The 15,555-nt window shown below is 53.5% G+C and carries 9 protein-coding genes; 2 read left to right on the top strand and 7 right to left on the bottom strand.

What is annotated here, in order from left to right; genetic code table 11:
- Nucleotides 1-192 precede the first annotated feature (192 nt).
- From MUN86_RS23680 to MUN86_RS23660, 5 genes are all read right to left on the bottom strand, one after another.
- Nucleotides 193-1,356 carry a hypothetical protein gene (locus MUN86_RS23680; RefSeq protein WP_245126194.1) on the bottom strand — a complete coding sequence of 388 codons (1,164 nt, stop codon included), beginning with the start codon at nt 1,354-1,356 and terminating at the stop codon, nt 193-195.
- Nucleotides 1,357-1,412: 56 nt separating this feature from the next.
- Nucleotides 1,413-1,997: a DUF4974 domain-containing protein gene (locus MUN86_RS23675; protein ID WP_245126192.1), complete on the bottom strand. Its 585-nt coding sequence runs from the start codon at nt 1,995-1,997 to the stop codon at nt 1,413-1,415.
- Between the two features lie 41 nt (nt 1,998-2,038).
- Entirely contained in the window at nt 2,039-3,106 is a 1,068-nt protein-coding gene (locus MUN86_RS23670) for a FecR domain-containing protein (protein ID WP_245126190.1), read from the bottom strand.
- Between the two features lie 104 nt (nt 3,107-3,210).
- A complete protein-coding gene (locus tag MUN86_RS23665; protein WP_245126188.1) occupies nt 3,211-3,942 on the bottom strand; it encodes a head GIN domain-containing protein in 732 nt (243 codons plus the stop codon).
- A gap of 82 nt (nt 3,943-4,024) precedes the next feature.
- A complete protein-coding gene (locus MUN86_RS23660) occupies nt 4,025-4,615 on the bottom strand; it encodes an RNA polymerase sigma-70 factor (RefSeq protein ID WP_245126186.1) in 591 nt (196 codons plus the stop codon).
- Between the two features lie 1,244 nt (nt 4,616-5,859).
- On the opposite strand from MUN86_RS23660, the gene MUN86_RS23655 reads away from it, so the two are divergent.
- Nucleotides 5,860-8,367: a T9SS type B sorting domain-containing protein gene (locus MUN86_RS23655; protein WP_245126184.1), complete on the top strand. Its 2,508-nt coding sequence runs from the start codon at nt 5,860-5,862 to the stop codon at nt 8,365-8,367.
- A 575-nt stretch (nt 8,368-8,942) separates the two neighbouring features.
- Nucleotides 8,943-9,938, top strand: coding sequence for a tyrosine-type recombinase/integrase (locus MUN86_RS23650; protein ID WP_245126182.1), 996 nt, complete (start codon nt 8,943-8,945; stop codon nt 9,936-9,938).
- A gap of 19 nt (nt 9,939-9,957) precedes the next feature.
- Here MUN86_RS23650 and MUN86_RS23645 read toward each other — a convergent pair whose 3' ends face one another.
- Both MUN86_RS23645 and MUN86_RS23640 read right to left on the bottom strand, forming a co-directional pair.
- The gene (locus MUN86_RS23645; protein WP_245126180.1) at nt 9,958-12,711 is read right to left on the bottom strand and encodes a glycoside hydrolase family 78 protein; all 2,754 of its coding nucleotides are present in this window, start codon (nt 12,709-12,711) and stop codon (nt 9,958-9,960) included.
- A gap of 210 nt (nt 12,712-12,921) precedes the next feature.
- Nucleotides 12,922-15,342 carry a glycoside hydrolase family 2 TIM barrel-domain containing protein gene (locus MUN86_RS23640; RefSeq protein ID WP_245126178.1) on the bottom strand — a complete coding sequence of 807 codons (2,421 nt, stop codon included), beginning with the start codon at nt 15,340-15,342 and terminating at the stop codon, nt 12,922-12,924.
- Between the last annotated feature and the right edge of the window lie 213 nt (nt 15,343-15,555).

Genomic DNA, 15,555 nt, shown 5'->3' with positions numbered 1-15,555 from the left:
CAAAATAAAAGAGTATTCAGAGGCAGGGTAAGAATGAAATGAAATGTGAGTATGTTAGCATAAAATAGTAAAAAAATTGGAGATTATATTACTATTTTATACTTTATTGAATGGGATAAACGGCTTGTTCTTCACAGTTTTATACTGCTTTTGCTAGTAATAGAGTCAGAGTACTTCGCATTCCAGACTTTACTAAAATCGCACTCCAGCACAGTACCCAAACCAGCCTAATACGCGAGTAGCAGTGTTACTCTCGTTCAGCCACAGCCGACGATTATCGCTTAGATTTGAATGTATCTGCCCAGTTTCAGCATCATAACGCTGAGTGACGAGCACACTAACCGTTGGGCCGGCCACGAGACGAAAGTGCCCTCCCGCTTTAAAGGGAGCAAAGCCCACGAGTAAGCGCAGTTGATTGTGCAAATTTAAATTGTCGGTCCAGCCCCGTTGTGCTTCGTTTACTTGCAAGGCTAAAGCATCTAGATTGACACTCAAACGGTGGCGAGTGAGCATTTCCGTACCGACTCCGTAGCCAAGGGCCCAACGGCGGTTACCACTCCCAAAACCGTCGTACGCTCCCGCAAGAAACGTGTAGAACTGCGCCGAGCCGCCTAGTTTCACTGACAGACCAGCCGGCCAGGATTCCGTATTAACGGCCTCCACGCGGTGGTAGCCACGGCGCACAAAATTGAACGGGGCAATACTCACGCCATCAACCGAGTCAGCAACGTTGAACAAGCCGGCTAGCTGCACGCCGTGTACTGTGCCTGCTGCATTGAACAAGCCGGCCGCTTGTACGCCGCGTACCTCAGGCGCTACGTTGAAGAGACCAGCAGCCTGTACCGTTCCGCGGCGCGGTTCCAGCTCCAATTCAGACACATCGTTTTCACTCTGAACGTTGTTGGTTGGCCTTGTCTTAGCAAGTCCGGAGTAATTGAACAAGCCCGCTGTTTGCACGCCATTAAGAGGACGGGTGGCAACGTTCAGCAAGCCTGCTGCCTGCCAACCTGTACCTCCACCAGCCACTACATTCAGCAAGCCAGCTCCCTGAAAACCGTCGAGGTGATGCCCTACTACGTTGGCAAGGCCAGCCACCTGAACACCAGCTACCGTGTCGCGGTCCACGTTGAAAAGGCCCGCGGCTTCAAAGCCATCCACCCCGGCCGCATACCCACCTAGTACATTCACCGACACTTTGTTGACAGTTTGCCCGCTCCGTAGACCATTCGAGCCTAACGGGCCTAGAAACGATACCTGGGCTTTTTTAGTGAAGCTAGGGCGTACTTGCTGTTCGGGTTCTTCAGAAGCAGTGGCAACAGAGTCTGAAGCCACCGACAGCGGAGCTTTTGCTTCCATGGTAGCACTTGAGTCAGTTGCCGGCGACACAGTGGTTTGACTGTTTGGCGCCTCCTTTACTGTCTGCGCACTAGTTGTTGGGCCACGGCCGGAACTAGCTGCTCCTGTTGCCTTAGGCGTAGTTGCTTTACCTGAGGCTGGCTTAGTCGCAGCCCGCTTCGAGGGCGTTGTGGCAGCAACTTTCCCACCTGCTGCAGTAGAGTTTGTAGCCGAGGCAGTAGCCGCCGAACCGACCGGCCTGGGGAAGTACCTGAGTCATTACTGGTAGTTTTGCCGGCGGAAGAAGTAGGGGTAGGAGTGGGTTGTGGTTTCTCTTTGCGGACCGGATGCAGTACTACTTGGTCACCTACTAGCTCATAGCCAATGTTTTTATCTGCCAGAACTGTGTTTAAGACCGTCCGTAAGGATTGGTTTTGCACGTTCAGCGTCACGGGCTGCTGCAGATTGAGAGCAGTATTGCTGTACGAAATCCGCACTCCGTATTGCCGCCTCAACGTACGCAGCACCGACTCGAGCGGGGCTCGATTGAACACGACGGTTACTTTGCGGTCAAGCACCGAGCCTGGCCGCCCTTGGGTGAGGGCCGGTTGATCAGCCAACCAAAAAAATAAGGCTACGACCAAGCATATGCGGTTTAGCATAGCGAAAAGGGTAGTGAACAGTAGAAGAAAGCAGACAGGCGCTACTGGCAGCCCGGTCCGCTGAAGGCATAGCCCGTGCCAGACTTGGCCACGGATAGATTGGTGGAAAGGCTTACCACACGCAAGGCTTGAGCCAGATCGGTGCGCACAAAAGTACCCGTAAAGCGGCACTGACTTAAGCTAGAGTCCGCTAGCGTTACGGGCACGTTGTAGTAGCGGCTTAGGGTTTGCGTTACCTGGCTTAGAGTTTGGTTGTCAAACACCAGTTCATCGCGCTGCCAAGCCCGGAAATTCGGGTCCACGATGGGCTTTTGCACGGCCGCCGCCGGAATGGCCCGCCGAATTACCCCGCGTAAGCCCGGCGTAAGCAATACCGAATCGGTGGCGGCGGACAGCCGTTGCAGCGGGCTGAAAGCCACACGCCCAGTCACGACCGATACTTCCACCGAATCTTCTGTAGTGTAGGCCCGCACATTGAACGAAGTACCCAGCACCCGAGTCCGAGTGTCCGGGGTGAGCACCGTGAAAGGCTGGCCGTTAACTTTTTTCACTTCAAAAAAAGCTTCGCCTTGCAGCTGCACCTCTCGGGCTGACTCATTGAACTCGGCGGCGTAACGCAGGGTAGAGTTCCGGTTCACCCACACTTGGCTGCCATCGGGCAGGGACACCTGCCGGCGTTGCGCACCGGCTGCCACCGTTATCATCTCTGCCGGCCGGTTAAGCAGCGGGCGAAGCAACGTCCACACACCCACAAGCAACAACACCGCCGCGGCTACCCGCAGCAAAGGTTGCATAGCGGGCCACAACGACACTACACGGCCCTCTGACGCCACTGGTACGGACGGTAATTCAGCCTGCGGGGGCTCTAAGTCGGCGGCAACACGAAAGCGCTGCCAGGCTGGTTCAACATCGGCTTCCGTGAAAACCTCGGCAACCGTGCCGCCTCGTTCCCAGGCCCTCGTAGCATCGGTGAGGAGTGGCAAACGAGCAGGAGCGGCCGTAACCCAAGCATGCAATTCTTGTTGCTCCGACGCCGTAGCTTCGCCTGCCAAGTGTTTGGCTAGCAACTCCCAAGGAGCTTGCTCTGCGTCGGAATACAAGTCAGGCATGAATCAAGTCAACAGCTAAACTCTGCGGATACGGCACTTCGGTGGTAAACCGCTCGAAAACGGCACAGCGCAGTTTAGCAGTTCACTCGCAGCAAAGCAAATTTTCACTTGTCGGCCAGCACCCGCCCCGAACCTGTAATGCGAGTGTTGATGGTCGGGCTGCCCTTGTAGTACACTGATCCGCTACCACTGATTTCGGCGCTCAGGGTCCGCTCAGCTCGCACGTAGCTCCGGCCCGAACCCGTAATGGCCACGTAGGTATCCTGGGTGCTTAAGTCAGTGGCTTTCACTTGCCCCGAGCCGCTGATATTGATGTTATGGCTTTGCGAAATGCCTTTCACCTGCGCTTCGCCCGAGCCCGATACATTGGTGCGCAAACTGGTAGCTTGCGTGAAGTCCATGGCCACGCTGCCCGAGCCCGAGACTTTCACTTCGCAAGTGCTCGCCGACCAAGGCGTACTGCTGCGGATTTTGCCTGAGCCTGAAAGCTGTACTTCCGTAAGGTTGGGCACGGTGATGTAGATCTTGATGGGGTCATGGTCGCGGACATTTACCCGGCCAAATTCGAGTTGCAGCTCGTCTCCATTAAGTTCGGTTTCCAGCACATCGAGCACGTTGCGCTGCGCTTCCACACGCACTTGCTGCGGGCTACCTTGGGTCAAGATAACCTCAGCGTCCATCTTAAGATCCACGCGGTTGAAGTTGTCTAGCGTTCGGATTTCCGATTCGGTGGGTCCGGTGCCGCGCACACGGGGTCCGATAATGTTATGCTCGTTGTCGCAAGAGGTGAGGGCTAGCACCGCCAAAAGAGGAAATAGGAGCCAGTTAGTTTTCATGGCTGGAAGAGGATAATAGGTTAGGGTTTGTCTATAAGAGCCGCAACTAGCGGCTTACCCCTACGCCTCCTTGAAAAAAACTTTACAACAGGCCAAGTAACAGCAAAAGCGCCCCCGAGAAAAAGCCTTTCAGGTGCTGGCGCAACAGGCGTAGTGCCTTGCCCATTTGGTTTTCGACTGTTTTTGGAGCCACCTCCAAGGTGTCGGCTATTTGCTGATAACTCAATCCTTCTTGCCGGCTCAGCAGGAACACGGCCCGGCACTGGGGCGGCAATGCTGCCAAAGCCGCGGCTACGGCCTGCTCGGCTTCTTGACCATCCATTTGCTCGGCGGTGCTGTCAGTACCGAAGTCTGGAGTATTGGCTTGTTCGAGACTCACCTGGCGCTTTTGGCGCTCAGCATAGCGCAGGGCCGCGTTCATGGCCGCTCGATGCAGATAGGCTTTGTAGGTGCCTGTGATGTGGAGCGTATCCCGGTTCTTCCACACGTTTAGCAATACGTCCTGCACAAGATCTTCAGCTACGTCGCGGTCCTGTACCACCTGAAATACCACGTTGCCCAACGACCGGTAAAATGCCTTGAACAATGTTTCCATAAATACCTCCGGATTGGTGCGCTGCAACTCCGCCAAGCGAAGTTCAAGGGTAGCAGCAGCATCAATAGCGGTAAGCATAATGGATATCAGAAAAGTGGGCCGCAGTTTCCGAACCTACTTCTGCGGATCATCTCACGACCCGCCAAGCACTGGATGTACGTGTTCTTGTCAAGCAGCCATTTAGTAAATGTCCCAAACAAAATAAGGGAATCTTCTTACACAGTAATGGCTATATGAGTGCAACAATACGGATTTGCTGTTTCATGCACTACCTTAAATTTATCTATTTTCCACTATGTTAAGTGCTAGAGGAGTGCTAGAGGATTTGCTACAGCGTTATCGGAAGCACTCTAACCTTAAGCGTCCTGCTGAAAAGAGCTAGCTGGTATATAAACCGTTTTATACTAGAGGCTATATTTTATCTTCCATTTTCATTTATGTTGATTATCGTATATATGTATGATCAGCTACTTATAAAAGATCCGAACGAGCTAACCTTAACGTCATATCGTACATATTTATTGATAATCCAATTTATTAAATTAGCTATCTACGATAATAATTAAATAATATATTTTTTAATAATTTATAGAATAGGATTTTCTGTTTTCTCATTGTTTTAACACAATTACTGTTTCGCAGTACACGACATATTTTATTTTGGAAAGAACTAATTCTTGCAAAGCAACTAGTTACTAATATACTTCAGAGCAAAATTTTCATTAAGTATTCATTTTGACTCACTAACATCACTATTACAATGAAATCTTGCGAGCCGAAGAACACACTTAAGCTGTTTTAGCGATACAATGGCAGAACCTAATGCTCCTAGTATTGTCGAGTATTGGATCTAAATTTTGTTAGATTTAGCTAGCGTTTCCTGAGGTATAGCCCTCTCCCTCATTACTTACTATATGGTCTATCTATTACCCTTGCGCCGAGCCTGGTTCGGGGCACTCTTACTATTTCTAGTAGGGTTAATCGGTTTAAGCCTTTCAAGCCAAGCCAGTCATATCCGGGCCGGAGAAATTCAAGCCAAGATTGATACAACGGTCAACTACAATCCCAACCGTGTCTTCTTTCGGTTAACTCTCTATTGCAGCGAGCCGGTGACGGGCCGAATACCTGACCAAGATGTGGCGGATATTTTTTTCGGCGACGGCTCCTGCGCGAAAATACCCCGTACTACCAACATATTAGTTAAGCCAGGTATAAGACGCTACACGTACGATTTCGAGCATACTTACGGGGCCGCAAGCCCTGCCGGTAGGCCATATGTAGTTAGCTTTGTTGGGGAGAACCGCAACTTTGGAGTCTTAAATATGAGAGACTCTGACAGACAATCATTCTACGTTTCCACCACGGTTACTATTGATCCGGCTTTACTACAAAATCACTCCCCAGTACTCCGATATCCGGCTATCGATAACGCAGTAATTGCGCAGGTTTTTCAGCATAATCCTGCCGCATATGACGCTGACGGAGACTCTCTAGCGTATGCGCTCGTGAACAGCCAACAAGGCGGGGTGCTAGATGTCATAACTAATTGCACGCCCGTATTTGGTACGGTACCGGGCTATGTGAAGCCCAACGGGATTGGCACTGGCTTACAAGTACCATTTAGCGGCCCACCGGTGGGCAAACCCCTGGATCGCGCCATTTTTCAAATCGATTCTCTGTCGGGCCAAGTGGTCTGGAATGCGCCAGCGGTTGCAGGCGAATACAACTTTGCGATTGCAGTAAAGGAATACCGCCGAATACTCGTGTCCGGCCGCCGTTTGTACCGTCAGATTTCCACTGTAATTCGGGATATCCAAATCACAGTCCGGGCAAACGACAATAAGCTTCCAGAGCTGACAATCCCAGACGACATATGCGTAGTGGCCGGTACGACCTTGGTAGGAAATGTGCGGGCTACTGACCCCGACGGCAACCGCATCCGCTTGGGTGCGAGCAGCGGGATTCTGCCTCCGGCTACTTTCACGCAATCTTCGTTTGGCCCTCCTACCGCAACAGGCACTTTCCGTTGGACGCCCGATTGTAATAACATTGCTGCCGCCCCCACTTTAGTAGTGTTCAGCGCCGTCGACGAGCCTGATGGCATGAATACGGTTCCCTTGACCGACATCCGCACTTGGCGGATTACGGTAATAGGGCCGGCGCCACAGAACCTGCGCGCCACCGCCATTGCTGGCCCCAACAATACGCGCAACACCCGCTTGACGTGGAACAGCTATATCTGCCGCAAACCCGGGGCACGGGTGCTGATCTACCGGCGCGAGAATTCCAATGGTGCTGACTTCGGCGAATGCGTAACGGGCATCCCTGCCTCCTCGGGCTACGTGCAAATTGCTGCTCTCACCTACCCCAACACCACCGACATTGTCGACTACACCGACACCAACGGCGGACAAGGCCTGGAGCGGGGCAAGACCTACTGCTACCGCATCTACGTGGCTTTCCCGCTGCCCGCCGGGGGCGCTAGCCTGGCCTCACAGGAAGCGTGCGTGGAGTTCCCGGGCCGGGCCCTGCTCATGCGCAACGTGACGGTGGACCGTACGGCCACCAGTGCCGGCCAGATCACCGTGCGCTGGACCAAGCCCCGCAGCACGCCCGCCTTTGCCGACCCGCAGCAGTTTCGCGTGCTGCGCGCCCAAGGCCAGGGGGCCAACTTGACCTTTGCGCCGGTGGGCGCGCTGATCAACGTGGCCGCCAATACGAATGACACGACGTACGTGGATAAAGACCCTGTGCTGGACACGCAGAACCGCTCGTATACCTATAAAGTAGAGTTCCTGAGTCAGGGCGTGGTCACGGAAACGGCGACAGCCGCCTCGAGTGTGCGCCTGGAGGGGACGGCTACGCCTGCTGTATCAACTATGGACCTGAACACGATTGACGTGCGCTGGACCTATACCGTACCTTGGGACAACACGCGCCAGCCCACGGTCATCTACCGCCGAGGCCCGGACCCGAGCGGGCCGTTTGTGCGCATCGGCACGGCCACGAGCACAGCCACGGGCGGCAGCTACCGCGACCAAGGCACGGCTACGCAGCGCTTGATCAAAGGCCAGACTTATTGCTACTACGTCGAAACGACCGGCACCTACAACAATCCCGACAAGCTGCCGAGTGGGCTGATAAACCTAAGCCAGCAGCAGTGCATTGCCGTGCGCAACGTGCCGTGCGCGCCAGTGCTGCGCCTGCAGCAGCCCAACTGCGACAGCCTAGCCAGCCGTCTGTTCGATTTGCCTGCCACGCCCCTTAGCGGGCCGGTCTATACCAACCAACTGAGCTGGCAACTGAGCAATACTCCTGCTGACTGCAGCCGAGAAATTATTTCCTACAAGATTTACTACGCTGCTACAACTGAAGATTCCTTAACAGTTCTAGACACAGTACCCGCTACGCAAACCAGTTATGAGCACCGCAACCTCTCCTCGGAAGCAGCCTGCTACGCCGTGCAGGCCGTCGATTCGAGTGGCACGCTCAGCGCGCTCAGCAACCGCGCCTGCAAAGCCGACTGCCAGCTCTTCTTGCTGCCTAACATCTTTACTCCCAATGGCGACGGTAAGAATGACACGTTCCGGCCCAAGGTCTTCACTCCGATCCGGCGCACCCACTTCACCGTCTTCAACCGCTGGGGGGTCAAGATCTACGAGAGCAGCGCTGACCCCCTCATTAACTGGCGTGGGGGTGGCAGCCGCAGTGAGGGTGGCACGTCACCATTTGTAGTCGAGGGGGTCTATTACTATCAGGCCGAGGTCGAGTTTAGCGACGTCTCCAGCACCAAGCGCACCTACAAAGGATGGGTGCAAATCACTCGCTAGTGATTCAATTCAAAAATTAATCCACCATCAAAAACCCTTGCCGCTATAATTAGCAGCAAGGGTTTTTGATTAAACAGCTACTAACTAGTAGACACTTTATAACATGCAAATGTTCTTAAAATTAGCTTTTGCTTTATGTTATCAATTTTAATTATTTATTAAATAAGCGCATTGATTATTTATAAGCACGATATGATAATACAAGTGAATTAAGGAATTATTATTTGTCAAATAATATAAAAAATTTATTAACATATTTTTCCTAAATACATAAGTGATTATCATTTACCGAGGTAGTCTAGAGAGCCATGTAGATTCATAGCGAAGTTTCATGAGCGACTGAAAATAGCCCGATACAAGTCAAGATCTTATACTCACTTACTAACTCAATGCTTTAGCATATCGGATACACTCTTACACGTATAGCAAGATAATTACCCCTGATAATCTTTACTTATCGAGGGTAATTGCTTTACTTTACATCAACCAAATAGCTTTTACCATCTTCATTGACTAGTAATGAGATAGTTGAGCATTTTTAGTATAAAAAACAGTATACCTCATTGCTCTTGCTCATGAGCCAAGCACCACTCGACGATACAAGCCTGCCTGTAGTTCCTGAGCAGCAACTTCGCGCAGCGCGCAGCATCAACGACTATGCCGAGTCGGCGGCTCGGTATGTCACGACGGGTCAGCAAGGCGCAGTAAACACGCAGAGAGCCTACGCCGGCGACTGGCAACGCTTCACTACTTGGTGTGCGGAGCATGACCGTGAGTCGTTGCCTGCTGATGTACCGACGGTGGCGGCTTTTGTAACCTCGCTGGCCGACTCCAATAAAAAGGTAGCCACTATTCAGCGCCATTGTGCTTCAATCAGTAAGGCTCATCAATTAGCTCGCCTTCCTACGCCCACCGATGACCGGCAATTCAAGGAACTAATGGAAGGTATCAGCCGTGAGAAAGGCGTGCGGCAAAAGCAGGCGCCTGCTTTTACGCTTGCCTATTTCAAGCGCGCGCTGTTGGGCATCGATTCCACCCGGCCCGACGGATTACGCGACCGGGCCTTACTGCTTCTTGGACTGGCGGGTGCCTTCCGCCGCGACGAGCTGGCCAGCATCGATATAAAACACCTGCGCTTCGACGAAGATGGATTGGTAGTAGACCTGCCGCATAGTAAAACCAATCAAAAAGGCGAAGCCGAGGAAAAGGCCATTTTCTTCAGTCCCGACCGGCGGAGTTGTCCCGTACGTGCTGTAAAGGAATGGCTGACGCACTTAGAAAAACACGGCCGTACCGATGGCCCTTTGTTTGTATCCTTTCACAAAGGACAACGCCTAAGCCGCCGCCGACTAAGCACATTTAGTTTAAACGAGATTGTTCAGCTGCGGCTCGGCGCTCAGTACACGGCTCACTCCTTACGCGCCTCGTTTGTTACCATTGCCAAACTCAACGGCGCCGACGACAGCGAAGTAATGAATCAGACCAAGCACAAAACCACGGATATGATTCGCCGTTACACCCGCCTCGACAATATCCGTCAGCATAATGCTTCGCAGAAGTTAGGGCTGTAGGAAAATAGCAGGAAATATCTTACCGGATTTCGAACTGATACGCGCCTGCTACTAACTGATATTGAGCGGTTTGGTCTGGCGACTTCTTTGGGTGTATATAGGTCCAAACCAGCTCAATGGGCTTGCCGCCTTCGTACACCTTTTGTCCAGTTGACACAGGCAAGGATAAGGTAGCCGTGGTGTTGGGAGGAACAGTTACGCTATACGAAATGCCCGTACCTGCTTTCTTCCAGGCCGACTTAATGACGCCGTAAGGGCCGGCGTGGGTTGCCTCGAAATGGTCGAGGCCAGCAACAAAATGCGGAGTGAGCAGGATGTTTTTGAAGCCTGGCTTTTGCGGATCAGGCTTGATGCCGCCAAGCCCTTTGTAGAACCAGGCTCCGATTTCGCCGAACATGATATGGTTTTGAGAAATGTCGCTTTTAGCATCGATAGGCCAGTTTTCGTAGAGAGTGGTAGCGCCGTTGGCAATCCACCATCCCCAGGACGGAAATGTTTCTTCAGCCGCTAGTTGGTAAGCGACGTCGGCGTGGCCGTTTTCACTGAGGGCATCCAGAATAGCTTTTGTGCCGAGTAAGCCTACGTCTAGGTGCATATTATCGGCCTTTACCCGGCTGACTAAATTGGCTGCTACCCGGCTTTTCAGTTCCACTGGTACCACGCCCCAACGCAGCGGCACGCTCAACTCCGTTTGAAAGCCGCTGCCATACAAGGCGGTTTCTCGGTTGAGATACTTGGCGTTGATGGCCTTCTTGATTTTTTCAGCCAAGGCAGAGTAGTAGGTGTAATCGGCTTCCTTGCCCAGCACTTTCGCCGCTTGGGCCAGAATGGAGGCATCTACAAAATAATAAGTGGAAGAAGTCAGCTCCACCGGCGACTTCGATTTCACAGGTACCCAATCGCCCAGGCCCCACTCCGTGAGCCCCGTGGGGCTTTGTTCATTGATGTGATCTACGTAGCGCTTGATGTTACTATAACTAGCCGCCAGCAGTTTGGTATCACCGTAAAACAGGTAGATGTTCCAGGGAATGATGGCGATGGTGCTGGTCCAGTCGGGGCCGTTGCCCCATTCGTAGCCCCAGCCGCCGGTAGGAATAATGGAGGGCAGCACGCCGTTGGGCTGCTGCTCGTCGCGGTGGTCGGCCAGCCATTTTTCGTACACCGTGATGCCATCGAAATTGTAGAGGCCGGTTTCACTGGCAATGTGCGCGTCGCCGGTCCAGCCGTTCTTCTCACGCTGCGGACAATCGGTGGGGTAGCCGAACAGGTTGGACAGGTAAGAATTGTTGGTGGCCCACCAGATCTTGTTGATAGTTGGGTTAGAAGTATTCACCTCACCTACCGCGGCCACGTCGCTGTGCATGAAGTGCCCTGTTAGGCTATTGGCCGTGAGGGTGATAGGGCGACTAGTGGTTACTTCTACATACTGAAAACCCTTGTAGTTGAAGCGCGGCATAAAGGCATCTTCCCCCTTGCCGCTCAACGTGAAAATATCGGTCTGGAACGGGTCACTCTTATCAGTGGGCCGGTAGTGCACATCAATGTTCGACTGGTCTACGTGGCCATTGGGGTACCGTCGTTCAGCATGCTTGAGTCGCAACACGGTGCCAGCCGGGCCCTGCGCTCGAATCTGGCTGACCCCAGAGATATTACGGCCCAGGTCGAACACGTATGTGGTGTCGTTGAGTTTGGTCAGGGTTTTCGTTGGAATTGCTTCAACGTTGCGGATGGGTACCATCGCCTGGGCTACAATGTTGGTGGAGGGCGCATTGCGGTAGATGACGGGTTTCCAAGTAGTGTCATCAAAATTGGCAACGTTCCATCCACGCTGCTCTAGGCGCGCATCGTAATGCTCAGCCGTGTATAGACTATTGAATACCAATGGTCCGAGGGCTGTTTTCCAGTCCTTCCCCGACGTGATGGTTACCACCGAACCATTGGCTTGCGTGACGCGCAAATCCAGACAGAAAGTGGGCCGGTTGCGCCACGGAGCCTGATGAAAGTCCCAAACCGCCGTGGACTGGTGGTTGTACCAGCCATTGCCGAGCAGCACGGCCACTGCATTTTTGCCGGGGTGCAAATATTTTGTCACATCGTAGGTCACGTAAAGCGTCCGGCGGTCGAAGCGGGTGTACATCGGGTCGAGGCGGTGGTTGCCCATTTTCTCACCGTTGATGTACAATTCGTAAAGTCCGGCCACGGCAATGTAAGCCCGCGCTGCTTTCACGTTCTGCGGCAAATAGAACGTTTTGCGGAAGTATGGCGCGGGTTTGAATGCCTCGTTTTGCGAGTCACTGATCCAAGCGCCTTGCCAGTTCTGCTGGCGCATCATTCCAGTTTCAAGACTGGATACTCGACTTGCCAGGGCTGGTGCACTGCCTCGGCTCCATACCTGCACCCGCCAGTAGTACCGGGTAAACGGCCGCAAGGCTGGTCCCGCATAAGTCACTAGCTGTCGGTCAGAAGCCACCTTGCCGGAAGTCCATGCCGTGGTACTTCCTCGGCTTACACCTAGCGAGTCGGAGCCAACGGTAAGCTGATAGGCCACTTGCGTAGCACCGCGCCGGTTATCGTTTAGTCGCCAGGTCAGCCGGGGTTGGGACGCGTCCAGGCCCAACGGATTTACTAGGTACTCACACCGCAGATCAGTGGGTGGGCCCGGCGCTTGGGCAGAGGCAGTGACAACACCCAACAGCAAGCCAACTATAAGGCTGCCAATCCAATGCAAATTAGAAGGCAGCAGGACTTCTCGAAAGCAACGACCGAAGATCATGCAGCAATTAAGTGAACAAACTGACTGCAAAGCCAATTCTTATGCACTATATCGCACTAAAACAGCACTATCAGGGACGTTGGCTAAAGAATTCCATCAGACTCAGCGATGCTAAAGTCGTTGAAATTCCCATTACCTAGTTGAAATTGCTATGGCCTCCGCGCCAACTTGCCTGGCTAGACACTTGACTTGCTTTTGAAACTAGGCTGGCTATCGAACAGCCTTGAATTCAACGACTTTCTCTTTCAGTCCCGGCGACTGAAGTGACACCTTAATAGTACCACTAGCCGCAGTGGACTGCACGTAAATCAGCAGCTTACCTTGGTACGCGAGGTGCTTCGCAGCTTTGTAGTCTTCGTGGCTGGCAAGGTCACCACTTTCGATGCCAAGCAGTTTGGCTGGGCCTTCTATGCCTACGGTTACTTCATTGGTGGCGGTGGTCACCGGATTACCGTTTTCATCGGTGATACTTACTTCGATTTGGGTTAAACTCGATGCTTTGGCAGTGGACGCGCTTGGGTAAAGACTGGCCTTAATAGCAGCGGGGGCACCGACGGTTTTCAGCACGTTGCGGCTTATTTCCTTGCCGTTTTTGTAGCCTTTGGCTACCAGTTCGCCGGGTTGGTAGGCTACATCCCAATAAATTTCCTGGCCTTGCTTGCGGCCCAACGATTGGCCGTTGAGCAACAGCTCCGTGGCGTCGGCATTGGTGAAGCCTACTACTCGGACCGCAGCACCCGCTGGCCAGTTCCAGGTAGGATTAAGGCGCCGATGGCCGCGGGCTGCTTGGTCGTTGGCTTTCGGCGCCTCGGCGGCCGCCAGGTAGAGCATAGGCTTATCGGACCACAGGCTCTGACGGAAGTAGTACTCCGGCTTCGGAAAACCCGCTAGATCCAGCAAGCCGGCTCCGTTGCTGCGCTGGGGCCACTTGCCCGCCTCGCCCATGTAGTCGATGCCGGTCCAGAGATATTGAGCGGAGATATAAGCCAAGGAATCGACAGGCCTCCAAGCCTTGAAACTCATGCCGTTTTCGCTGCCGTAAATCACGCGGTTAGGGTACTTCTGGTGGTCTTCAGGGTAACGAAATTCTTGGTAGTTGTACCCCACCAAATCGAGGGCCGCCGGGTAGTCGGTGAAGTTGGACATCACCACGCCAGCCAAGGCAGCCGTGATTGGCCGGGAGGTATCTGCTTGCTTAGCCACGGCCACTAAACGCTTGGCTAGCTCGCCTAGGCGGCTTGCCGGTGGGTGGTCGGGCAGGAAGCCTTTGCCGTAGATCTGTGGGTTGCGGCCGGTGTTCAATACTTCGTGAGTGTAGGGGTCGTTGGGGTAGTCGATTTCGTTGCCGATGCTCCACATGATGATGGAAGGGCGGTTGCGGTTGCGCAAAATCATGTCGCGCAAATCCCGGTCGGCCCACTCTTTGAAATATTCGTGGGTGCCAAACTTGGCGGGCGTGCCCACGTTCCAGCCTTCCACCCACTTGTTTTTTCCTTCTTCCCATTCGTCAAACGCCTCGTCCATCACTAGGAAGCCAAGCTGGTCGCACAGGGCGTAAAAATAGTCGGCGTGCGGATTGTGGCTCATGCGAATAGAATTGCAGCCGACCTCTTTCAAAGCCCGCAGACGCCGCTCCCATACCTCCGGGGGCACGGCCACCCCTAACGCGCCGGCATCGTCGTGCAGACAAACACCCTTAAGCTTGAGGTTTTTCTCGTTCAGAAAGAAGCCCTGGTTGGCATCGAATCGGATGCTGCGCACACCCACTTCCTCTACCACTTCATCCGTTACCTTGCCTTGCACCGACAGCGACACCCGCAGCTTATACAATCGTGGGTTGTCCACCGACCACAAGGCTGGCTTACTGATTGTAAGCGGCATGGCAGCCTGCGCCTCGCCGTTAGACTTGGTTTGCACCTGCTGCTGGCCAGTAGCCACCACCTTGCCTTGTGCATCAAGCAGCGTGCTTTTCACGAGCACTGTTGCAGCGGCGGTTGTAGCATTATTGACGGCCACAGTCACCTTGCCTGTTGCGGCACTAGCCGACACCTCGGGCGTAGTGAAGCCTACGCCCCACAGCCCAACGTGCACGGGTGCCGTGGCTACCAAGTACACATTGCGGTAAATACCCGAGCCCGTGTACCAACGCGAATCTGCCACCTGACTATGGTCGGCTTTCACGGCCAGCACATTTTTGCCGTTAGCGCTGAGGTACGGCGTCAACTCGTATTGGAAAGACGCAAAGCCGCTGGGCCGCTTGCCCAGGAAATGGCCGTTCAGCCAAACTTCGCTGTTTTTGTACACCCCGTCGAAGTACACAAATACCTTTTTGGCGCGAAAGCTGGCCGGGACGTCAAACGTTTTGCGGTACCAGCCGATACCCCCCGGCAAGTAGCCCGTAGCGCTGGCCCACTCCTGACTGAATGGCCCTTCAATACTCCAGTCGTGGGGCAGTTCGAGGCGGCGCCAGTCCTGGTCGTTGAAGTCTGGCTTTTCGCCCGCCGTTACGTCGCCCCAGTGAAACTTCCAGTCGGAGTTGAAGAGCAGTTGCTGACGGGACGCCGACGTTTGCGCACGGGCGGAAAGTAAGGAGCAGGCAAAGATCAGCAGGAGTAGAAGGTTACTTCTCATAAGGTGAGGAAGAAGGCACTGATGGAACGGCAGTTAGCTATTTTCTGTGGCGAGCATCTACTATGGTATCCGTTTACTTAAACACCACTTATGCTGAGCGCAGTGCGCCGACATTGGAATACTATATCTGTCATGCTGAGCGCAGCCGAAGCATCTCGCGTGCTGAGGTTGGATTATTAATCTGGCGTCAGCACGCGAGATGCTTCGGCTGCG

Source organism: Hymenobacter volaticus (assembly GCF_022921055.1).
GTDB lineage: Bacteria > Bacteroidota > Bacteroidia > Cytophagales > Hymenobacteraceae > Hymenobacter > Hymenobacter volaticus.
Note: the sequence above shows the minus strand (reverse complement) of the source record. Positions and strands in the feature narration are given on the sequence as shown.